Origin of the sequence: Streptomyces sp. NPDC058464 (assembly GCF_042721035.1) — a bacterium.
Classification (GTDB): domain Bacteria; phylum Actinomycetota; class Actinomycetes; order Streptomycetales; family Streptomycetaceae; genus Streptomyces.
Genome location: NZ_JBHXMA010000051.1, coordinates 1 through 19,923, shown reverse-complemented (window position 1 = coordinate 19,923; position 19,923 = coordinate 1). Strand labels below are relative to the sequence as shown.

Genomic DNA, 19,923 nt, shown 5'->3' with positions numbered 1-19,923 from the left:
CGGATCGCGCGGTTGCAGTAGGCCTTGTGCGCACCCCGGCGGACGCCGCCCGGAAGCGCGCACGCGGTCACCTCACTGCGGTGACGTGTCGCCGTCCCGTTCCGCGGTGGTGGAGACACCGGCCGGTCCCTCCGGAGGCAGGGCCTGGGCCTCGGGCACGTCCTCCTTCTTGGGATGGTGGGTGCCCCGCGGCGGGCCCGCCCAGCTCGCGAAGTCGTCGTCGAGTTCCTCGTAGTCGGCGGCGTCAGACTGCGGCATCGGAGTTCCCCCGGGGTGTGTCGCGGCGCGGTTCGTGGAATTCCAGCAGGTCGATGTCGGCGGCCCGGACGTACAACCCGGCCGTGCCGCTCATCCGTGGTCCGAAGGTACCGTCCGGCTCCATCCGGTACTGGGACTCCAGGTAGAGGTCACCAGGCTGCGGATAGGCCGAGGCACGCGAGCGCGTTCCGTACCAGCCGCCGGCCCAGCCGCCGTTCTTCAGCCGGACCCGGACGAAACACGCCCCGCGGTCCTGGAAGAGAGCGTCCCACGCGGTGGGCGTCCCCTCGTGCACGGCGGCGCGCCGACGCCGGATCCAGTACGCCTCCGCCCATGCCACCAGCGTCGGCACGACGACGGCGAGGAGCAGCAGCCAGAGTCCGGCCTCCCGCGGCTGCTCGGCGACACCGGTCAGGGGCCGCTTCCCCATGCCCCGCAGCTGCCGTATCAGGTGGGGACCGACGGTGATCAGATAGGCGGCGTCGAGCAGGACCCCGACGGCGAGGGCGCGCAGAAACCGGTTGTTCACCTCCTGCTCGGCCTCACGGATCCCGAGGAGCCGCTCCCTCGCGAAGAGGTAGGAGGTGCCGGGCAGAACCAGCAGCACCAGGATCGCGAGCTGCTGGACGGTACTTGGTGTCATGGTCCGCTCCCCCGCTCGCGCGCGCTGACGGCCGCGTTCCGGGCCAGTGTGCTCAGTGCGCCGAGGTCCAGATGATAGGCGCGGGTCTTCACCCACTCGGCCGGCGACGGCTTGATCAGCTCCACTTCCCGCCCGGCCCGCTCCATCAGTTCGATCGTCGCCGGCTCGTCGTCCTCGTGGAAGGCGAGCCGGGCGCCTACGAGCAGCAGGAATGCCGCCAGCAGGCGTTCCCGTGGCCGGGCGCGCCGCTCCAGCAGGGCCAGGGCACGGGAGAAGCACGTCCTCGTGCGCGGCACTATGCCCCGCAACGCGCTCTCCACACCGTCGTCGACCAGAGCGCGCACCTCGCGCAGGACGCCGGGGCCGAGCGGCGGCGCGTCCGCCGGGTCGCCGATGCGCCGGTCCGCCTCCAGCAGGAGCCGGGTCGTCTCCCGCCGCATCGACCGGGCGCCCCCGAGCGACTCGGTCAGCACCAGGACCCGGTCCAGGACGGCGATCGCGTCCGTCACCCGTCCACGGTCGAGGAGCGCCTCCCCGAGCAACCGGGAGGCCCGCGCGGTTTCCGGCTCCCGGTCCGCCGCCTCGAAGACGGCACGGCACTCCTGGAGGAAGGCGAACTCGGCCTCCCCGGTCGGCCGCCCGGCCTCCAGCGCGAGCAAGGCGTTCGCACCGGCCTTGAACAGCGTCTCCTCGTCGCCGCCACGGCGTGCGTGCGTCCAGCTCTCGAGATACGCGGCGAGGCCCTTCTCAAGGTCGTCTGCCTGGCTGTGGGCGACCCCGAGGTTGAGCAGGACGTGACCGAGCAGCGCCGGGTCGTCCGCCGCCAGGCCCCTGGCGATCCGCCGGGCCCGCAGCCCTGCGGCGAAGGCCTCGTCGTAGCGTTCCTCCTGGGCGTAGGCCAGGCAGAGCGAGCCCAGTACGGAGGCAACGTCCCGGTCCGAGAGCGTGCGCCGGACGGCCGGGGTGTCGACGAGCGCGAAACGTGCGACCCGTTCGTAGGCCGGCATGTTGAGGAAGTCGGCCGCGGTGGTGTCCGGCGCCTCGGTCATCATGCCCCCACCATGCTGAAGGGTGCCCACAGGAACGGGTGCCGGAAAGGACGCGCCGGCACCCGGCGGGACATCAGCCGCCGGCGGATCTCGGCGGGGAGCCAGTCCAGGCCCAGCAGTTCGGGCACGGTCGCCGAGCGCAGCCACAACTGGGCCCACCGCAGCGCCTGTGCGGGCGATTCGGCAACGCCGGGCGGTGTGCCGTACGGGGGCGGCTCGACGCCGTGGCCGAGCAGCCGCCGGTAGAACGCGATCATCAACAGCACGGCCGCGGTGTCGTTCGTCCTCCAGCGCGTGCAGACGACGCCCGCTCCGCCGGCCAGCAGGATGCCGGTCGGCAGCCCGATCGCCTCGTCCGGCAGGCGAGGGTCGACGACCCCGGTGTCACAGGCCGACAGGGTCACCAGCCGGGCCCGCTCCAGCGGCCGGGGACGTGCGTTCAGCAGGTCGGCCAGGGTGATGCGCTCGCCGCCGAGGTCGAGCCTGGAGGCGAGCGGATCGGTCGGGTCGTAGGCGCCGTGGCATGCCAGGTGGACGTGGCTGCCGCCGGACAGCGCGTCGACCAGGTCCCCCTTTGTCCACCCGTCCTCCGCCCCGGGCGGATCGCCGGTGACGTCCCGGCTCTCCCCCACCGCGGCGAACAGCCGCCGCAGCGTCTCCACTTCCTGCGCGGCGAGCAGTCCGCCGTCCTCTCCCGGGGCGGACGCCGCCACGAGAAGGGGTTCCGGCAGCGGTGCCGCGGCCCGGTGCCGGGCCGCGAGAAGCAGTCGCACCGACGGTGCGTACGCGACCGCGCAGGTCGCGAGCAGCGGCTCGCCCGTCGAAGGAAGATGTGCGGCGTGCAGGGGCAGATGGGCGGTGGGGCCACAGGCGATCACGACCACGCCGGTCGCCGTGCCGAGCGCCTCGGCGACCGGTCCGACCAACTCCTCCCCGAGCCGCGGGAGCAGCTCCCGCAGCGCCCCTCCCTTCTCGGCCACGGTTGCGGCGAAGGCGTCGGCCAGCGCACGGGCGTCCGCGGCGGTCAGCGTGGACTCCACGGCTTCGACGCGGGGCCCGGGATCGCTCTCGTGCCGCACGATCAGGGACAGGCTCCCGTTCTTCGTCGCGGCGATGTAGCAGAGCGGCTCTCCCGGTCGTGCGGCCCCCAGGATCTCGGCCCGCGTCGTCTCCCGCAGGAAGGACTCCATACCCGGCAGCGCCCTGACCCGGACCAGGGCGGCGGCCAGTTCCGCTCTGGCGTCGTCGAGGACTCCGCCCAGTTCGTACTCGGCCGCGTCCAACTCCCGCCCGCCGTCCCGCGGGGCTCCCTGCCGGCTCAGCTCACGGTTGCGGGCCTCCAGGGTCTGTACGGCTTCGGCGGCTCGCACGTAGGCGGTGTGGGTCTCCGGGTCCGTCTGCGCCAGCCGGTGAAGCTGGTCGTGATCCGGTGAGAGGGCCAGATTGAAGTTGCGTGTTCTGCCGCGCTCCAGGCAGAGCAGCGCCTCTTCCAACCCGCCCGCGCGAGCGAGTGCGTAGGCGGCCCGCTGATGCAGATCCCCGGCCGAGTTCAGCCGCAGCTCCCGCGAGGAGCTCACCAGGCAGGCGCGGAACAGCTCTTCGTCCGCCTCCACAGCCTGCTGGTACGCGTCGGCCGCCGCGGACCAGTCGGTCCGTTCCGCGAGGGCGTCACCCAGTTGTTCTGCCGCGGTTCGCAGCAGGTCCCTGCGACCGTGGGCACGGTCCGTCGCCTCCCGCAGAACGGACAGCTCCCGCTCACGAAGTTCGTCCTCCCGCGAGGGGTCCAGCTTGCGGCAGAGCCGGCACGCCGAGGCCAAGGAGACGAGCTGAAAGCTGAGTTCGAACCCGGTCGGGAGACCCTCGTAGGCGGCGACGGCGTCCTCGATGTGTCCCAGCCCCTGCCGGGCCCTGGCGGCAGGATCTTCCGCCTTGTCTCTCGCGGCCCGCTTGAGCAGGGCCCAGCCGAGCTTGGACATGCTGCGTGCCCACAGATGCGGAGCGGTGTCGCGGAGGCGGTGCACGAGGGCGGCTTCGTGGCACCGGATCTCCTCGTCGTACTCGCCGAGTTGGCCCGCCACGATGGCCAGTTTGTCGTAGGTGCTGGAGGCCTCGCCGCGGTCGCCGACGCGCTCGTAGACGGCGAGTGCCCGCAGCAGGTGCTCGCGTGCGCGAAGACTGTTCTCCCGGCTGTCCCCCCGCATCCTCTTGGAGAGTGAGACCGCCAGTCGGGCCTGCGTGTTGGCCCACTGTTCGGGGTCGGTCTCCTCCGACTCGATGGCGTCCAGCTGCTCGTACAGCCGTACCACGTGCTCCCTGTTGACGGCCGGGTCGCCCTGTTGCCGGGTGTTGTACGCACCGGCGAGGAAACTCTGGGCGTCGCACCAGAGCTCCTTGTCCCGGGCGGGGTCGAGCCGGGCGACGACCGGTTCCAGCAGGCCGATGGCCTCTTCGATCTGGCCGGGTGCGGACTGGGTGCCCTGATCCATCAGCACCTTCGCCAGCTCGCTGCGGACACGTGCCCATGTCCCGGTACCGTGCTCCGGCCCGGTCTCCTCCAGAGCCGCCCGCAGATACCGGATGGCCAGCTCCTGGTTGGCGTGGACGTCGCCCGTGTAGCGCTGGCCGTAGGCGCGTGCCAGCTCGTATCGCGCCACGGCCCAGAGCTGCGGGTCCTCCTGCCTCGAAATGCCGTGCGCTCTGCGCGTCATCAGGCCGATGGCCCGTTCCAGGCCGATGACGTCCTGCCCGCGGTTCACACTGCTCAGCATCATGCCCAGCGTCATCTCCAGGTCGCCCCGCAACTCGGGCTCGTCACGGTCGCCCAGCAGCTCCAGCGCCTGCTCCGCCAGACGCGCCAGCTCCGCCGCGAGCGGCCTGTCGCTCAGGGAGCGGCCGAGCCCGGCACGCCCGGACGCCACCAGTTCGGCGCCGATCCGCAGCACCTCGGACGGCGGTGCCGAGCGCCGGGGTTTGACCCTGCACATGCGCGGCCCTCCGCCCGCCGAGGCGCCGCGCGCAGTCGGCGCCAGGACTCCCCGTGCCGCGTCGAACGGCACGGACAGGACGCCGGAGTTCTCTGCCTCCTCCGCACTCACCGGCCCCAGCCTGTCGAGCAGCGCCTCCACGTAGAGCTTCTTGTTGGTCTCGTCCTGCTCGGACGGGGTGTGAGGTGGATAGAAGTAGACCAACTGCCCGGTCGCCTCGCCGCGGTACACCAGCAGCGGGAAGAACCGGGCCTTCCTCGCGCCGCAGGACGGACAAGTGACCGACGGCACCTTGCCCTTGATCACTCCCTGGACCAGGTCCGGCCGTGCCAGGGCGTCGACGACCATGTACGTGTCGTCCTGGACGGCCTCGCCGCACCTGTGGCACTGCCAGTCGTGCCTGATCCGAATCGAGTAGTTCACCGGCCCCCCGACCGACGTCAGACGCTCCGAGTGAGGACCCCCTCCCCGTGCGCACCGAAGGTCCTCGGGATGCGGTCACCGAACCACAGACGCACCGTCACCCGATGTCCCACTGTAGGGACACACAGTGACAGTCGCCGCGTGAACCCGTGATTCCGCCATCGGGCGCCTCGCGCGGGCGCTCGATGCCTCCGCCGCTTCGTACGCGGTGGCGGTCTTGTCGTACCCGGTGGCAAGTCCGCGCAGGTCCGGCGTGGTGCGCGGCCGTCCCCCTCCGGCGCGGGGAACACGGACGTGTTCGAGGACCGGGATCAGCTGCGGTGCGTCCCCTCAATGTCCAGGAGCGGTCAGCAGAGCGAGGGGCCTGCAGCCGCCGTCGTTCACGAGGTGAATCTCGCTCGTCAGCCCGCCTCGGGACCTTCCGGGTCCTTCGTCGGGGCGGTGCCGCCGGGGCGCCGACAGGGTCAGGGCGTCAACTGGGCCTGGACGGCCGGACCGTACCGGTCGGCGATGTCACCGATGTCGGCGGCCGCACAGTCGCGCAGCTTCGGGCCGCGGGCGATGCCGTACATCACGCCCAGGCCGATGAGCTGGGCGACGGCGAGTTCGGCGCGCAGGTCCGGGTCGGGGCCGGGGAGCCGGGCGGCGAGGGCGTCGACCACGTGGGCGCGGAAGTTGGCGCGCAGCACGTCCCCGTGGTCGCCGTGCAGGGGCGCGAAGACGATCCGCAGCAGCGGGTCGGCGCCGCGGTCGCGCTGGCTCTCCAGGACGTGCCGGACCATGTGCCGGCCGAGTTCCTCCAGAGGTGCGTCGAGCAGCGCGGCCGCGTCGGTGTCGAAGGACATGACCCGGGCGAAGAGGCTGTCCTTGTTGCCGAAGTACTTGAGGATCAACGGCGCGCTCACCCCGGCGCGTTCGGCGACGTCCTTGAGGGTGATGTCGGCGTGCGCGTGCCGGGCGAGGAGATAACGGGCGGCCTTGAGAATGGCCGCCTTGGTGGCCTCCGCGTCCCGTCGTGCGGGGGCGGGCGCGGGCGCGGAGGGGGTGCCGGGTCGGGTGCTCACGGCACTCATGCTCCCTCCAGCGCGTCGTCCCTCGCACCCTCGGCACGGTCCCGGGTGCGGGCGGGGCCGGCGGGAGCCCGGTCGCCGGGTATGGAGAGGGCCGCGGCGGCGGCCGCGAGGGCGACGGCACCGGCCATCGCGAAGGCCAGCAGGTAGCCGTGGAGCGTGGCGACGGGAAGGCCGCCGACGAGGCTGGTGTGGTGGGTGAGGACGGCGGCCACGGCGGCGCTGGAGGTGGCCTGGCCGATGGTCCGCATCAGGACGTTGACGCCGTTGGCGGAGGCGGTCTGGCTCGCCGGGACGGCCCGCAGGATCAGCGTGGGCAGCGCGGAGTAGGCGAGGGTGGTGCCGGTGGCGACGACGGTCGCGCCCAGGATGATCATCCAGAGGTCGCGGCTGTCGGCGATGCGGACCACGTATCCGCAGGCGATGACGGCGGCGCCGAGGGCCAGGGTGATGCGCGGGCCGCGGACGGCGGAGATCCGGGCGGAGACCGGCGAGAACAGCAGCATGGTCACACCGCCGGGCAGCAGGCACAGGCCGGTGGCCACGATCGACAGGCCGAGGCCGTATCCGGTGGCCTTCGGCGCCTGCACCAGCTGGGCGGTGACCAGGGAGTTGGCGTAGAAGGCGAACCCGGTCAGCAGGGCGGCGACATGCGAGAGGCCGACCCGCGGCCGGGACACGAGGTGCAGGTCGACCAGCGGCTGTTCGGTCCGCAGCTGCTGCCACCACCACAGGGCCAGCACGAGGACGGCGGCGCCGAACAGTCCGAGGACGCGCGGGCTGCCCCAGCCCCACTGGCCGCCCTGGGAGACACCGAGCAGCAGAGACGTCAGCCCGGCGGCCAGCCCGAGGGCGCCGAGGACGTCGAACCGGCCGGGCTCGCGCACCGGCGACTCCCGGACCGCCCACCAGACCGCCGCGACGCCCAGCGCCCCGAGGAGGCTGGTCAGCCAGAACATGGTGTGCCAGTCGTAGTACTGCACCACCAGCGCGGCCAGCGGCAGGCCCAGGGCGGCTCCGATGCCCACGGTGGAGCTCATCAGCGCCACCGCCGACCCCCGGCGCTCGGGCGGCAGTTCGTCGCGCAGGATGCTGATCGACAGCGGTACCACGGAGGCGGCGGCGCCCTGGAAGGCGCGGGCGACGATGAGCACGGTGATGTCCGACGACAGGGCGCACATCACGGAGCCCACCGTCATCAGCGCCAGGGCCCCGGTGAGCACCCGGCGCTTGCCGTACATGTCACCGGCCCGGCCGAGCACCGGCGTGAGGACGGCCCCGGCGAGCAGGGTCGCGGTGACCGTCCAGGAGACGGCACCGGCCGAGGAGTGGGTGAGGCGGGGCAGGTCCGGCAGGAGCGGGACGACCACCGTCTGCATGACGGCCATCAGGATCCCGCCGAAGGCCAGCACCGGGATGGTCAGCCGCTCCCGCAGCGGAGGCGGTGCGGTGGGCGATTCCGGGGAGCCGGCTGTCGGGGCGGGCTGGTCCATCGGCACTCCTGCGGGCGAAGCGGAAAACTAGGTGAATGCGAATTCACCCTATCGGGTGAATTACCTTTCACCCAAACATCCCGCGGCCGTAAGGCTCCTACGACCGGACGTGCAGGGCGCGCGCCGCCCGCGGCCCGAGCCACCGCTTGAACCGGCGCAGCACCTCCAGCCTTCCGGCCGCCTTGTCGAGGCCGTAGTAGAGCTGCGGCGGGACGTACGGCAGCAGGGGCGAGTGCCGCTGGCCGAGCAGGGCGAACATGCGGTGCGGGGGCAGGCCGATGTAGCGGGGCAGGCTCTCGTACCACTGGGCGCTGAGGCGGGCCGCGCTCTGCGCGGAGACGATCTCGGCCTTGCGCCGCCGTTCGTAGGCGGCCAGCGCCTGCGGCAGGGCGGCGTGCTCGCGCAGTGCGTCGGCGAGGCACATCGCGTCTTCGAGGGCGAGGGTGGTGCCGGCGCCGATGGAGTAGTGGGTGGTGTGCGCGGCGTCGCCGAGCAGGGCGAGGTTGCCGTGGTGCCAGGTCCGGTTGGTGAGGGTGCGGAAGGCCGGCCAGGCCGCCGAGGAGCCGCCGATCAGCGGGTGACCGTCGAGGATGCCGGCGAACAGCTTCTCCAGCAGGACCAGTTGGCCGGCCTCGTCCGTCGCGTCGAGGCCGAGTCCGGTGAGGGTGTCCGGGGCGCACTCGATGACACAGGTGCTGTGCCCGTCGTCGTACGGGTAGCCGTAGCACCAGACCCAGCCGTGCTCGGTCTCGACGAAGGCGAAGGTGAAGGAGTCGAAGACCCGGGTGGTGCCGAGCCACACGTAGTGGTTGCGGCCCTCGACGGCCTCGGTGCCGAAGTGGTCGGCGTACTGGGTGCGCAGGGCGCTGTGGATGCCGTCGGCGGCGACGACCAGGTCGGCCTCGGGGAGGTTCCCGGGGGTGATCTCGTCCTCGAACTCCAGCCGGACGCCGAGGGCGCGGGCGCGTTCGGCGAGGATCTCCAGGAGGCGGTGGCGGCCGATGCCGTGGCCCGCGTCGCCGGGCTGCCGGGCCTGCCGGTCGCGGACGTGGGCGACGCCCTGGGTCCAGCGCACCGAGCTCTCCTCGACGGCCCGCGCCGACTCCGCGTCGTACGCGTGCAGCCGGTCGAGCAGCGCGCGCCAGTAGGTGACGCCCCAGCCGTAGGTGGAGCCCTCCGGGTTGCGTTCGTGGACGGTGATGTCATGGGACGGGTTCTGCCGCTTGAGCAGGATCGCGAGATACAGGCCGGCGGGCCCGCCTCCGACGCAGACGACCTTCACGCACACACCCCTATGCTTCACCGAACGTGGTCAATTGGAACCGGAGGGTAGCAGCGCGAAGGCGCCCGGCCGGGTTTTCGAATCGCGCCAGTTTGGCACCGTGAGCCACGCCACCCGGACGGCGGACCGTCGCGAAAGATCACCGGAAAGCCGCCCGTCCGAGCAAGGAATTCCCCGTTCCGGGTCGGGCGGGGCCATCATGACGACAAGATCATCTTCGTTCAATCTTGTATGACATGTAGTCAATTGTCCTGATCGCAGCCAACCCGATCCGGGCGATTTCTCCCGCTCCGGAACCGGCGGATAGGCATACGGGGTCACCACCCGCACCCGTCACAGGAGCATCCGTATGCCCGAACTCACCCGCCGTCGCGCACTCACCGCGGCGGCCGCCCTCGCCGCCGCGGCCGGAGTCCAGACCCTCGTCGCATCCGGCGCCTCGGCCGCCGGCCACTCGCACGGGGGATCACTCGAACCCTTCGACGAGGTCTACAAGGGCCGCCGGATACAGGGCCGGCCGTCCGGCATGGGCGACATGGGCGGAATGAAGCGAATGGACGGCGGTCACCACCACGGACACGGCACCGGATACGCGGTGCTCGTGGACGGGGTCGAACTGCACGTGATGCGGAACGCCGACGGCAGCTGGATCAGCGTGGTCAGCCACTACGACCCGGTCGCCACCCCGCGTGCCGCCGCCCGCGCCGCGGTCGACGAGCTGCAGGGCGCCGCACTGCTGCCGTTCCCCGCCAACTGACCGCCCCGTACCAGGAGTTTCCCGCACATGACCGTACGCAAGAACCAGGCCAGTCTGACCGCCGACGAGAAGCGGCGGTTCGTCGCCGCCGTCATCGAGCTGAAGCGCAGCGGGCGTTACGACGACTTCGTGCGCACGCACAACGCCTTCATCATGTCCGACACCGACGACTCGGAGCGCACCGGCCACCGTTCGCCGTCGTTCCTGCCCTGGCACCGCAGGTTCCTGCTCGACTTCGAGCAGGCCCTCCAGTCGGTGGACCCCTCCGTCGCGCTCCCCTACTGGGACTGGAGCGCCGACCGGACCGTCCGCGCCACGCTGTGGGCGCCGGACTTCCTCGGCGGTACCGGGCGCAGTTCGGACGGGCGGGTGACGGACGGGCCGTTCGCCGCCACCGGCGGGAACTGGCCGGTCAACGTCCGCGTGGACGGCCGTACTTATCTGCGCAGGTCGCTCGGGACGAGCGTGCGCGAGCTGCCGACCCGGGCCGAGGTCGACTCGGTCCTGTCCATGGCGACGTACGACATGGCGCCCTGGAACAGCGCCTCGGACGGCTTCCGGAACCACCTGGAGGGCTGGCGCGGGGTCAACCTGCACAACAGGGTCCACGTCTGGGTCGGCGGGCAGATGGCCACCGGGGTCTCCCCCAACGACCCGGTGTTCTGGCTGCACCACGCCTTCATCGACAAGCTGTGGGCGCGGTGGCAGAACCGGCACCCGGAGGCGGCCTATGTGCCGGGCGGTGGCACGCCGGACGTGGTGGACCTGGACGAGACGATGAAGCCGTGGAACGACGTGCGGCCGGCGGATCTGCTCGACCACACGAAGTTCTACACGTTCGACACCCTGGAGGCCTGATCGGGCCGCTGCAACAGGCGTCTGCAGCGGGCCGCTTCATCAGGCCTCCGCCGTGCGGCACTCCGGGTGGCCCCAGCCCTGCGCGTTCTTGGCGATGGACTCGCCGGCCGCATAGGCGCGGCCGCACAGGCAGCGTCCGGGGAACTTCGCCTTGAGGGTGCGCGACGAGGAGCCGCCCGCCGCGCTCTTGCGGGGTGCCGCCTTGCGGCGCGGGGCCCCGGCCGAGGCGGCGGGCGCCTGGGACGGCGGCGGTTCCGGGGAGCCGAGAGCGCTGCCCGCGGCCTCCTGGACCACGGCCGCCTGGCTGGCCGCGCGGTCGGCGAAGTCGTTCAGCGGGTCGCCGTCGACCTGGTGGGCGGGGACGTACCTGAAGTCGACCGTGCGGCCGTCGAGGAGTTCGTCGATGCGGACGACCAAGTCCTGGTTGGCGACCGGCTTGCCCCCGGAGGTCTTCCAGCCGTTGCGCTTCCAGCCGGGCAGCCAGGTGGTGACGGCCTTCATCGCGTACTGCGAGTCCATCCGCACCTCGAGCGGCACGTCCGGGGCGACGGCGGTCAGCAGCCGCTCCAGGGCGGTCAGTTCGGCCACGTTGTTGGTGGCCTTGCCGAGCGGCCCGGCCTCCCAGCGGGCCGGAGTCGCCGCGTCGTCGGACACCACCCAGGCCCAGCCCGCCGGTCCCGGGTTTCCCTTAGAAGCCCCGTCGCACGCGGCCACCACTCGTTCACGCATGGCCCCGATCATGCCACGGCCGGGCGGGGTGCCCGGCCGTGGTCCGGGATCAGCCCAGGTCAGACGTCCGTGGTCGGCGGCATCTCACCCTCGGTGGTCGTGACGTCGATCACCGAGAAGTTGGCGCCCTGCGGGTCGCTGAGCGCCGCGAACCGGCCGAAGGGGCTGGTCATCGGCCCGAAGCGGAGCACCGCGCCGAGCTTCACCGCCTTGGCGACGGCCTCGTCGCAGTCGGCGACGGTGAAGTACACGTTGACGTACGAGGGCACCTCGGGCGGGAAGTCGTCGGTCATCCGCATCCGGCCGAGCACGGGCTGCTCACGGAGGCTGAACGTGCGGAAGTCGACGTTGTCGTCCTCGATCTGCCGGACCGTGTACGGGAAGACCGCCGCGAAGAAGGGGTCGGCCTTCTCGGGCTCGCGGGTGAAGACCTCCGCCCAGCAGTAGGCGCCCGGCACGGCCGTGGCCTCGAAGCCCTCGTGGACGCCGCCCTGCCAGATCCCGAACACCGCGCCGCTGGGCTCCCGGGCCAGGCACATCGTGCCGAAGTCGCCGACCTGCATCGGCTCCATCAGCACCTCGCCGCCGTTCTCCCGGATCCGCGCGGCGGCGGCCGCCGCGTCCGGCGAGGCGAAGTAGAGGCACCACTGCGACTGCCCCTCCTGCCCGGGCATGGGCGGTACGACGGCGGCGACGGCCTTGCCGTTCGCGTAGGCCTGGGTGTAATTGCCGTATTCCGAGGACGACTCGCCGAAGGTCCAGCCGAGGACCTCGCCGTAGAAACTCTTGGCCCCCTCCAGATCGCCGAACATCGCGTCGGCCCAACAGGGGGTTCCTTCAGGTTGTACCGCCATCGCCGCGGCCCTTCCGATCGTGCGGATTCTCCCGCTTCCTCACGCTAGCCACCAGGCGGTCCGCCCGCGCGCCGAACGCCGGACTCCGGCGGACACTGGGAAGGGAGTCGGCGGCCTTCGGCGGACGGGGCGCGGTATGGCGGACGTGATGCGGGCATGGTCGGTGGAGCGGCCCGGGCCGGTCGAGGCGGATCCGCTGCGGCTGGTGGAGCGGCCGGTGCCGGTGCCCGGGGCGGACGAGCTGCTGGTGCGGGTGCGGGCCTGCGGGGTGTGCCGGACCGACCTGCATGTCACCGAGGGGGATCTGCCGGTGCACCGGGCCGGGGTGACGCCGGGGCACGAGGTGGTCGGCACGGTCGCGGGGACGGGCGCCGAGGCGGCGGACTTCGCGGTCGGCGACCGGGTGGGGGTGGCCTGGCTGCGGCGCACCGACGGGACGTGCGCGTACTGCCTGCGGGGCGCCGAGAACCTGTGCCCGCACTCGGAGTACACCGGCTGGGACGCGGACGGCGGTTACGCGGAGTACACGACCGTGCCGGCCGCCTTCGCCTACCGGCTGCCCGGCGCCCTCGACGACGTCGCGCTCGCGCCGCTGCTGTGCGCCGGGATCATCGGCTACCGCGCGCTGCGCCGGGCCTCGCTCCCGCCGGGCGGGCGGCTCGGCCTGTACGGCTTCGGCGGCAGCGCCCACCTGTGCGCACAGGTGGCGCTCGCGCAGGGCGCGCGGGTGCATGTGCTGACCCGGGGTGCCGAGGCGCGGCGGCTGGCCCTGGAGCTGGGCGCGGCCTCGGCGCGGGACGCCTACGAGGCGCCGCCCGAGCCGCTCGACAGCGCGATCCTGTTCGCGCCGGTCGGCGACCTGGTGCCGGTCGCGCTGCGCGCCCTGGACCGGGGCGGGGTGCTGGCGGTCGCGGGCATCCACCTCAGCGACGTACCGCCGCTGACCTACGAACGCGAGCTGTTCTACGAGCGGGAACTGCGCAGCGTCACCTCCAACACCCGCGCCGACGGGCGGGAGTTCCTCGCGCTCGCCGAGCGGCACGGCGTGCACGCGACCACCCACACCTACCCGCTGTCGGAGGCCCCACGGGCGCTGCGGGACCTCAAGGCCGGGCGCTTCGACGGGGCCGCGGTGCTGGTGAACGACCTCTCCTGAGCCCAACCCCCATGCGGCCCGGGCACGAGAGCGGGCGACCGGCGCACGATCGGGAAACGCAACCCTTTCCACCCCGTACACCAGGTTTGCGCAACTAAGGCATGCAACCGCCCCTTTCGCGCCGTACCCGTAGATCACCAAGGCTGTTTGGCTTGTCCGTGCGCACCACCACCTCGCACACCACCGACCCTTCGGGTCACCGTTGTTCACCGCTCTGCTGGAGGGAATGTGTCCACACCGGACAGCGTCATCGGCTCCGCCGTCGACGAGCCCGAGCCGGATCCGACCGCAGACGGGCAGCTCACCAGCCTGAGCACCCGGGCGGCACGCCAGCTCGCCACGACCACCAAGTCCGAACCGCAGATGCAGGCCATCACCTCCCGGTGGCTGCTGAAGACACTGCCGTGGGTGGACGTCAAGGGCGGCACCTACCGGGTCAACCGGCGCCTCCAACTGCGCACCGGGCGGGGCCGGGTGAGCTTCGAGCACAACGGCGGGGACGACATCCGGGTCATCCCGCAGACCCTCACCGAACTGCCCATCCTGCGCGGTTACGACGACCTGGAGGCGCTGACCCAGCTCGCCGACCGCTTCCAGCCCCGCGAGGTGCGCGCCGGGCAGGTGCTGTTCGAGGCGGGGCAGCCGGTCACCGAGACCTATCTGGTGGTGCACGGCCGGTTCATCCGGTACGCGGCCGGCAAGTACGGCGAGGAGGAGGTCGTCGGGGTCGTCACCGACGGCGACCAGATGGGCGACGAGGCGGTCGGCCAGACCGATCCGCTCTGGCTCACCTCGGTCCGGGCGGAGACCGCGGGCGTGGTGCTCGCGCTGCCCTGGACGGTCGCCGAGGAGATCATGGACCGGGTGCCGTCGCTCGGTGCTCATCTGCAGGCCTATGTCGACCGGCAGCGGCTGCCGATGAACCGCAAGGGCGAGGCCGAGGTGCCGGTGCAGGCCGGCCACACCGGCGAGCCGACCCTGCAGGGCGGCTTCGTGGACTACGACCTCGCGCCGCGCGAGTACGAGTTGTCGCTCACCCAGACCGTGCTGCGGGTGCACTCCCGGGTCGCCGACCTCTACAACCACCCGATGGACCAGACCCAGCAGCAGCTGCGCCTCACGGTCGAGGAGATCCGCGAGCGCCAGGAGTGGGAGCTGGTCAACAACCGGGAGTTCGGGCTCCTGCACAACATCGACTACGGGCAGCGGATCAGCTCCTTCACCGGTCCGCCGACCCCGGACGACATGGACGAGCTGATCTCCATGCGCCGCAAGACCAAGGTGATCCTGGCCCACCCCAAGGCGATCGCGGCCTTCTTCCGGCAGTGCAACCGGCGCGGCCTGGTGCCTCCGTCCACCAATGTCGACGGGCACGAGATCCCGGCCTGGCGCGGGGTCCCGATCTACCCGTGCAGCAAGATCCCGATCAGCGACGACCACACCACCAGCATCATCGCGCTGCGCACCGGCGAGGCCGACCAGGGGGTCATCGGCCTCTACCAGACCGGCATCCCCGAGGAGTTCCAGCCCGGCCTGAACGTCCGCTTCATGGGCGTCAACGAGCAGGCCGTCATCAACTACCTGGTCACCGCCTACTACTCGCTCGCCGTCCTGGTCCCCGACGCGGCCGGGATCCTGGAGAACGTCCAGCTCGGCCGCACCGCCGACTGACGGCCTGGAGCACATCCATGAGCACAACCACCACCTCCTACGCCCTGCCGGGGCCGCCGAACATCGCGGAGCGGCTGCGCCCGGCCAAGCGCACCGGGGCGGTCCCCGGACTGCACTACCGCCCTGCCGTGCCCGCCGACCCGGAGAAGGCCGCCGAGCTCGACCGCCGCCTGGAGGCCTGGGCCCGCGAGCTGGACCTGTTCCCCGCGGCCTGGAAGGGGGACTTCTCCGGCTTCCAGTTCGGCCGGGCCGTCGCCCTCCAGCATCCGGGCGGCCTCGACCTGGACCGGCTCACCGTCGCCGGGAAGCTGCTGCTCGCCGAGAACATCGTGGACTCCTGCTACTGCGAGGAGGACGAGGGTCGGGGCGGGTCCCGGCGGGGTCTCGGCGGCCCGCTGATCATCGCCCAGTCGGCGCTCGACCCCTACCACGGCATCCCGGAGCTGGAGGAGGAGTGGCGCGAGGGCATCCAGGCGGACGGCCCGCTGCGCTCGTACCACCACGCCCTCGCGGACTACGCGGCCTTCGCCACGCCCAGCCAGACAGCCCGGTTCGTGCACGACTTGGCCCGGCTGCACATGGGCTACCTCGGCGAGGCCGCCTGGATGGAGACCGGGTACGTGCCGCGGGTCTGGGAGTACCTGGTGATGCGGCAGTTCAACAACTTCCGGCCCTGCCTGTCGATCGTGGACGCGGTGGACGGCTACGAGCTGCCCGAACAGCTCTACGCCCGCCCGGAGATCCAGCGGATCACGGCCCTGGCCTGCAACGCCACCACGGTCATGAACGACCTGTACTCCTTCACCAAGGAGCTGGCGAGCGACCCGGACCACCTGAACCTGCCGCAGGTGGTGGCCGCCAACGACCGGCGCGGGCTCAAGGCGGCCTATCTGAAGTCGGTCGGCATCCACAACCGGATCATGGAGGCCTTCGAGGAGGAGTCGGCCGCCCTGGCCGCCGGCTCGCCGCTGATCGCGCGCTACGCCGAGGGGCTGGCCGCCTGGGTCGCCGGCAACCACGAATGGCACGCCACCAACACCAACCGCTACCACCTGCCCGACTACTGGTAGCCACCGAGCCATCCGAAACACCGGATCACCGAAACACCGTCAGAGACACTTCGAGGAGAACCTGTTGACGACCGCCCCTGTCGCTCGGAAGACCACCACGTCAGCCCCGGTGCCGACCCAGTCCAGGTACCAGAACAGCGTCGCGGAGTACTGGAACGCCGAGGAGAACCCGGTCAACCTCGAACTCGGAAAGATCGACGACCTGTACCACCACCACTACGGCATCGGTGAGGCCGACTGGTCGGTGCTCGACGAGCCCGACCCGGCGCTGCGCAAGGAGCGCGTCACCGGTGAGCTGCACCGCCTGGAGCACGCCCAGGCCGAGCTGCTCGCCTCCCACCTCGGCGCCCTCACCCCGGCCGACCGGGTCTTCGACGCGGGCTGCGGCCGCGGCGGCGGCAGCATCGTGGCGAACCTGCGCTACGGCTGCCACTCCGACGGGGTGACCATCTCCGCCAAGCAGGCCGACTTCGCCAACGAGATGGCCCGCAAGCGGGAGGTCGGCGACAAGGTCCGCTACCACCACCGGAACATGCTGGACACCGGCTTCGAGACGGGCGCGTACGCGGCCTCGTGGAACAACGAGTCCACGATGTACGTCGAGTTGGAGCTGCTCTTCGCCGAGCACGCCCGGCTGCTGCGCCGCGGCGGCCGCTATGTGACGATCACCGGCTGCTACAACAACGCCTACGGGCAGGCGTCCCGCGAGGTGTCCCTGATCAACGCGCACTACATCTGCGACATCCACCCGCGCTCGGAGTACTTCCGGGCGATGGCCGCCAACCGGCTGGTGCCGGTCCACGTGGAGGACCTCACCGCCGCGACGATCCCGTACTGGGAACTGCGCAAGCAGGCCGACCACCTGGTGACGGGGATCGAGGACGCGTTCCTCACCGCGTACAAGAACGGCAGCTTCCAGTACCTGCTGATCGTGGCCGACCGGGTCTGACCCGGGGGCGTGCCCACGAGGGGGCGGTGTCCGCGGACACCGCCCCCGTCCCCGTGTCCGTACGGCTCACTCCCCCGCGTACGCCTTCCGCAGCGCGGCGATGTCGAGCTTGCCCATGCCGTACATGGCCCGGGTGGTGCGCGCGGCCCTCTCCGGGTCGGCGTCGCCGATCATCTCGATCAGCCCGTCCGGGATCACCTGCCAGGACACGCCGTACCTGTCCTTGAGCCAGCCGCAGGGACCGGGTTCGCCGCCGTTCTCGGTGAGCTTGGCCCAGTAGTGGTCGACCTCCTCCTGCCCGGCGCAGTAGATCTGGAAGGAGATCGCCTCGGTGAACTTGAACTGCGGGCCGCCGTTGATGGCCACGAACTTCTGCCCGTTGGCCGTGAAGTCGACGGCCAGCACGGACCCCGCCTCCCCCGGCCCGGCCTCGTTGTACCGGCCGACCTTCCCGATGCTGGAGTTCTTGAAGATCGACACGTAGTAGTGGGCGGCCTCCTCGGCCTGCCCGTCGAACCAGAGACACGTGGTGAATCCGTCGGTGGTCATGGATACCTCCCGGGAGCGGCGAACGCGGTCATGTGTACCGACCCCCGCCTGCCAGGAAACTAATCGCTGGCCCCGCAGGACGGGCATCGGCATGCTGCCCTGCGTGGACGCACTGGAATTCAGGGTGAACGAACCGAAGCTGCGGGACATCTTCGACCAGGACGCCGAACTGTACGAGCGGGCCCGGCCCCGCTACCCCGCCTCGCTGGTCGAGGAGCTGGTCCGGGTCGCGGGGGCCGGGCCGGGCGTCCGGGTGCTGGAGATCGCCGCGGGCACCGGCAAGCTCACCGTCGATCTGGCCGGCTCCGGCTGTTCGATCACCGCAGTGGAGATCGGCCCGAACATGGCCGCCGTGGCCCGTCGGCAACTGGCGGCGTTCCCCGGGGTGGAGGTGGTGGTCGCGGCCTTCGAACAGTGGGAGCTGCCGCCGGAGCCGTTCGACGCGGTGGTCTGCGCGACCGCCTTCCACTGGCTCGACCCGGCGGTCCGGATGCCCAGGGCGGCCCGGGCGCTGCGCCCCGGCGGGCTGCTCGGCGTCGTCGCCACCCACCATGTGGCGGGCGGCACCGAGGACTTCTTCGCCGAGGTCCAGGAGTGCTACGAGCGCTGGGATCCGGCCACCCCGCCGGGTCTTCGCCCGACCCGCGAGTCCGATCTCGCGACCGACACGACCGAGTTCACCGGCTCCCCGCACTTCACCGGCGTCGCCGTGCACGGCCATCCCCAGGAGATCACCTACACCACCGACCGGTACATCGACCTGCTGCTCACCTACTCCAACCACCGTGCGCTCCCGGAGGCCGCCCGGAACGGGCTGCTCGCGGACATCCGCGAGCTGATCGACTCCCGGTACGACGGTGTCGTCACCAAGCGGTACTGGCACGAGCTGATCACGGCGGTGCGCGTCGGAACGTAGGCCCCTCGTAGGCCCCTCGTAGGCCCCTCGTCCTCCTCGCCCCCTCCCCCACGGACCGTCACCGGCTTTTTTCGGCCACGCCCGGAGACAGGGCGCATGCGTCGCGTCACCCCGGGTACCCGAGCGTCAAGGCACGCATGAGTCGTCCGGCTCCGGGTACCCGGGTCTGGGCGACACCCGGACAGGGCCGGGACGCCACCGGCCGAAGAGGCAGCCGCCGCAACGTGAGTGACCTGGGAGAGGTAATGAACACCGCCGGGATCCGGTCGGAAGCAGTGAACACCGCTCACCCCGTCGAAGCGTGGACGCCGGAGGGGGCACTGCCAGGAATCGAGGACCCGAGGACCGTCGCCCCGCGCGACGCACGTCAGTTGTCCCGTCAGTTCTTCCAGCGGCTCGGTGAGCTGGAGGAGGGCACCCCCGAGTACCAGTACGCCCGCAACACGCTCATCGAGATGAACATGTCGCTGGTGCGGTTCGCGGCCGGACGGTTCCGCAACCGCGGCGACGACATGGAGGACATCGTCCAGACCGGGATGATCGGCCTGATCAAGGCCATCGACCGGTTCGAGCTGTCGCGCGAGGTCGAGTTCACCTCCTTCGCGCTGCCGTACATCGTGGGCGAGATCAAGCGGTTCTTCCGTGACACCACCTGGGCGGTGCACGTACCGCGCCGGCTCCAGGAGCTGCGTGTGGAGCTGGCCAAGGCGCGCGAGGAGCTCTCCAGCCGCCTGGACCGGGAACCGACCGTCGCCGAGCTCGCCACGCTCATGAACCTGTCCGAGGACGAGGTGGTCGAGGGCCAGCTGGCCTCCAACGGCTACAACTCCTCCTCCCTGGACGCCGCGCTGACCGGGGACGGCCCGGAGGACGGCGAGGCGGTGCTGGCCGACTTCATCGGTGTCGAGGAGGACGGGCTGCGGCTCGTCGAGGACTTCCAGTCGCTGGCCCCGCTCATGGCCGAGCTGAGCGAACGGGACCGGGAGATCATCCATCTGCGGTTCGTGGAGGAGGCCACGCAGGCGGAGATCGGCGAGCGGCTCGGCTGCTCCCAGATGCATGTCTCCCGCCTGATCAAGCGGATCATCACGCGGCTGCGCCAGGGGATGCTGGGCGAACTCGGCTGCGCCTGACGGCGGGATCCCGGGCGCCGCCCCGCCGCACCCGCGTGCGGGTCGGCGCCCGCGGTGCCTCGCCCGGCGCCCGCTGCTC

Annotated in this window: 18 protein-coding genes and 1 pseudogene; 8 read left to right on the top strand and 11 right to left on the bottom strand. The window is 71.5% G+C overall.

Features of this window, described 5'->3' with window-relative positions:
- Window positions 1-72: 72 nt before the first annotated feature.
- From ACFWPQ_RS43695 to ACFWPQ_RS43660, 8 genes and pseudogenes are all read right to left on the bottom strand, one after another.
- The gene (locus ACFWPQ_RS43695) at window positions 73-258 is read right to left on the bottom strand and encodes a hypothetical protein (protein WP_384048267.1); all 186 of its coding nucleotides are present in this window, start codon (window positions 256-258) and stop codon (window positions 73-75) included.
- Complete coding sequence (locus tag ACFWPQ_RS43690; RefSeq protein WP_384048264.1) at window positions 245-901, bottom strand: DUF6338 family protein; 657 nt, start codon at window positions 899-901, stop codon at window positions 245-247. The genes ACFWPQ_RS43695 and ACFWPQ_RS43690 overlap by 14 nt, the downstream gene beginning before the upstream one ends.
- Window positions 898-1,953: a hypothetical protein gene (locus ACFWPQ_RS43685; RefSeq protein ID WP_384048261.1), complete on the bottom strand. Its 1,056-nt coding sequence runs from the start codon at window positions 1,951-1,953 to the stop codon at window positions 898-900. Before ACFWPQ_RS43685 ends, ACFWPQ_RS43690 begins: the two co-directional genes overlap by 4 nt.
- The gene (locus tag ACFWPQ_RS43680; protein WP_384048259.1) at window positions 1,950-5,357 is read right to left on the bottom strand and encodes a CHAT domain-containing protein; all 3,408 of its coding nucleotides are present in this window, start codon (window positions 5,355-5,357) and stop codon (window positions 1,950-1,952) included. The genes ACFWPQ_RS43685 and ACFWPQ_RS43680 overlap by 4 nt, the downstream gene beginning before the upstream one ends.
- A 246-nt stretch (window positions 5,358-5,603) precedes the next feature.
- Window positions 5,604-5,813: pseudogene (locus ACFWPQ_RS43675) on the bottom strand (IS5/IS1182 family transposase); the annotation flags it as partial.
- A gap of 8 nt (window positions 5,814-5,821) precedes the next feature.
- Entirely contained in the window at window positions 5,822-6,430 is a 609-nt protein-coding gene (locus tag ACFWPQ_RS43670; RefSeq protein WP_384048256.1) for a TetR family transcriptional regulator, read from the bottom strand.
- The gene (locus tag ACFWPQ_RS43665) at window positions 6,427-7,920 is read right to left on the bottom strand and encodes an MFS transporter (RefSeq protein WP_384048254.1); all 1,494 of its coding nucleotides are present in this window, start codon (window positions 7,918-7,920) and stop codon (window positions 6,427-6,429) included. The genes ACFWPQ_RS43670 and ACFWPQ_RS43665 overlap by 4 nt, the downstream gene beginning before the upstream one ends.
- A gap of 97 nt (window positions 7,921-8,017) precedes the next feature.
- Window positions 8,018-9,208, bottom strand: a complete 1,191-nt coding sequence (locus ACFWPQ_RS43660; protein WP_384048251.1) for an FAD-dependent monooxygenase — start codon at window positions 9,206-9,208, stop codon at window positions 8,018-8,020.
- Between the two features lie 343 nt (window positions 9,209-9,551).
- Here ACFWPQ_RS43660 and ACFWPQ_RS43655 point away from each other — a divergent pair, with 343 nt between their 5' ends.
- Both ACFWPQ_RS43655 and ACFWPQ_RS43650 read left to right on the top strand, forming a co-directional pair.
- Window positions 9,552-9,959, top strand: coding sequence for a tyrosinase cofactor (locus ACFWPQ_RS43655; protein WP_384048249.1), 408 nt, complete (start codon window positions 9,552-9,554; stop codon window positions 9,957-9,959).
- Window positions 9,960-9,986: 27 nt separating this feature from the next.
- Window positions 9,987-10,817 (top strand): tyrosinase family protein, encoded by an 831-nt coding sequence (locus tag ACFWPQ_RS43650; RefSeq protein ID WP_384048246.1) that lies wholly within the window; start codon window positions 9,987-9,989, stop codon window positions 10,815-10,817.
- 39 nt (window positions 10,818-10,856) lie between these two features.
- Here ACFWPQ_RS43650 and ACFWPQ_RS43645 read toward each other — a convergent pair whose 3' ends face one another.
- Together ACFWPQ_RS43645 and ACFWPQ_RS43640 are read right to left on the bottom strand one after the other, a co-directional pair.
- Complete coding sequence (locus tag ACFWPQ_RS43645; RefSeq protein WP_384048244.1) at window positions 10,857-11,558, bottom strand: ribonuclease H; 702 nt, start codon at window positions 11,556-11,558, stop codon at window positions 10,857-10,859.
- A 47-nt stretch (window positions 11,559-11,605) separates the two neighbouring features.
- A complete protein-coding gene (locus ACFWPQ_RS43640; RefSeq protein WP_384048241.1) occupies window positions 11,606-12,400 on the bottom strand; it encodes a VOC family protein in 795 nt (264 codons plus the stop codon).
- 148 nt (window positions 12,401-12,548) lie between these two features.
- On the opposite strand from ACFWPQ_RS43640, the gene ACFWPQ_RS43635 reads away from it, so the two are divergent.
- The 4 genes from ACFWPQ_RS43635 to ACFWPQ_RS43620 all read left to right on the top strand — a co-directional run bounded on the left by ACFWPQ_RS43635 (window position 12,549) and on the right by ACFWPQ_RS43620 (window position 17,246).
- Window positions 12,549-13,556, top strand: coding sequence for a zinc-binding alcohol dehydrogenase family protein (locus ACFWPQ_RS43635; protein ID WP_384048396.1), 1,008 nt, complete (start codon window positions 12,549-12,551; stop codon window positions 13,554-13,556).
- A 228-nt stretch (window positions 13,557-13,784) separates the two neighbouring features.
- The gene (locus ACFWPQ_RS43630) at window positions 13,785-15,227 is read left to right on the top strand and encodes a family 2B encapsulin nanocompartment shell protein (protein ID WP_384048238.1); all 1,443 of its coding nucleotides are present in this window, start codon (window positions 13,785-13,787) and stop codon (window positions 15,225-15,227) included.
- Between the two features lie 17 nt (window positions 15,228-15,244).
- Window positions 15,245-16,297 carry a family 2 encapsulin nanocompartment cargo protein terpene cyclase gene (locus ACFWPQ_RS43625; RefSeq protein WP_384048235.1) on the top strand — a complete coding sequence of 351 codons (1,053 nt, stop codon included), beginning with the start codon at window positions 15,245-15,247 and terminating at the stop codon, window positions 16,295-16,297.
- 64 nt (window positions 16,298-16,361) lie between these two features.
- Window positions 16,362-17,246 carry a geranyl diphosphate 2-C-methyltransferase gene (locus tag ACFWPQ_RS43620; protein WP_217551998.1) on the top strand — a complete coding sequence of 295 codons (885 nt, stop codon included), beginning with the start codon at window positions 16,362-16,364 and terminating at the stop codon, window positions 17,244-17,246.
- 66 nt (window positions 17,247-17,312) lie between these two features.
- Here the strand turns inward: ACFWPQ_RS43620 and ACFWPQ_RS43615 are convergent, their stop codons facing one another.
- Window positions 17,313-17,795: a VOC family protein gene (locus ACFWPQ_RS43615; protein WP_384048232.1), complete on the bottom strand. Its 483-nt coding sequence runs from the start codon at window positions 17,793-17,795 to the stop codon at window positions 17,313-17,315.
- Between the two features lie 91 nt (window positions 17,796-17,886).
- Here ACFWPQ_RS43615 and ACFWPQ_RS43610 point away from each other — a divergent pair, with 91 nt between their 5' ends.
- Complete coding sequence (locus tag ACFWPQ_RS43610; RefSeq protein ID WP_384048229.1) at window positions 17,887-18,711, top strand: class I SAM-dependent methyltransferase; 825 nt, start codon at window positions 17,887-17,889, stop codon at window positions 18,709-18,711.
- Window positions 18,712-18,956: 245 nt separating this feature from the next.
- A complete protein-coding gene (locus tag ACFWPQ_RS43605; RefSeq protein WP_361301644.1) occupies window positions 18,957-19,844 on the top strand; it encodes an RNA polymerase sigma factor SigF in 888 nt (295 codons plus the stop codon).
- Window positions 19,845-19,923: the final 79 nt, after the last annotated feature.

Excerpts from the sequence above, each read along its gene's own strand:
- ACFWPQ_RS43610 (WP_384048229.1), top strand. The coding sequence starts at position 17,887 with ATGCTGCCCTGCGTGGACGCACTGGAATTCAGGGTGAACGAACCGAAG.
- ACFWPQ_RS43670 (WP_384048256.1), bottom strand. The coding sequence starts at position 6,430 with ATGAGTGCCGTGAGCACCCGACCCGGCACCCCCTCCGCGCCCGCGCCC.
- ACFWPQ_RS43655 (WP_384048249.1), top strand. The coding sequence starts at position 9,552 with ATGCCCGAACTCACCCGCCGTCGCGCACTCACCGCGGCGGCCGCCCTC.
- ACFWPQ_RS43635 (WP_384048396.1), top strand. The coding sequence starts at position 12,549 with ATGCGGGCATGGTCGGTGGAGCGGCCCGGGCCGGTCGAGGCGGATCCG.
- ACFWPQ_RS43685 (WP_384048261.1), bottom strand. The coding sequence starts at position 1,953 with ATGATGACCGAGGCGCCGGACACCACCGCGGCCGACTTCCTCAACATG.
- ACFWPQ_RS43645 (WP_384048244.1), bottom strand. The coding sequence starts at position 11,558 with ATGATCGGGGCCATGCGTGAACGAGTGGTGGCCGCGTGCGACGGGGCT.
- ACFWPQ_RS43605 (WP_361301644.1), top strand. The coding sequence starts at position 18,957 with ATGAACACCGCCGGGATCCGGTCGGAAGCAGTGAACACCGCTCACCCC.
- ACFWPQ_RS43640 (WP_384048241.1), bottom strand. The coding sequence starts at position 12,400 with ATGGCGGTACAACCTGAAGGAACCCCCTGTTGGGCCGACGCGATGTTC.
- ACFWPQ_RS43665 (WP_384048254.1), bottom strand. The coding sequence starts at position 7,920 with ATGGACCAGCCCGCCCCGACAGCCGGCTCCCCGGAATCGCCCACCGCA.
- ACFWPQ_RS43615 (WP_384048232.1), bottom strand. The coding sequence starts at position 17,795 with ATGACCACCGACGGATTCACCACGTGTCTCTGGTTCGACGGGCAGGCC.
- ACFWPQ_RS43625 (WP_384048235.1), top strand. The coding sequence starts at position 15,245 with ATGAGCACAACCACCACCTCCTACGCCCTGCCGGGGCCGCCGAACATC.
- ACFWPQ_RS43690 (WP_384048264.1), bottom strand. The coding sequence starts at position 901 with ATGACACCAAGTACCGTCCAGCAGCTCGCGATCCTGGTGCTGCTGGTT.
- ACFWPQ_RS43695 (WP_384048267.1), bottom strand. The coding sequence starts at position 258 with ATGCCGCAGTCTGACGCCGCCGACTACGAGGAACTCGACGACGACTTC.
- ACFWPQ_RS43650 (WP_384048246.1), top strand. The coding sequence starts at position 9,987 with ATGACCGTACGCAAGAACCAGGCCAGTCTGACCGCCGACGAGAAGCGG.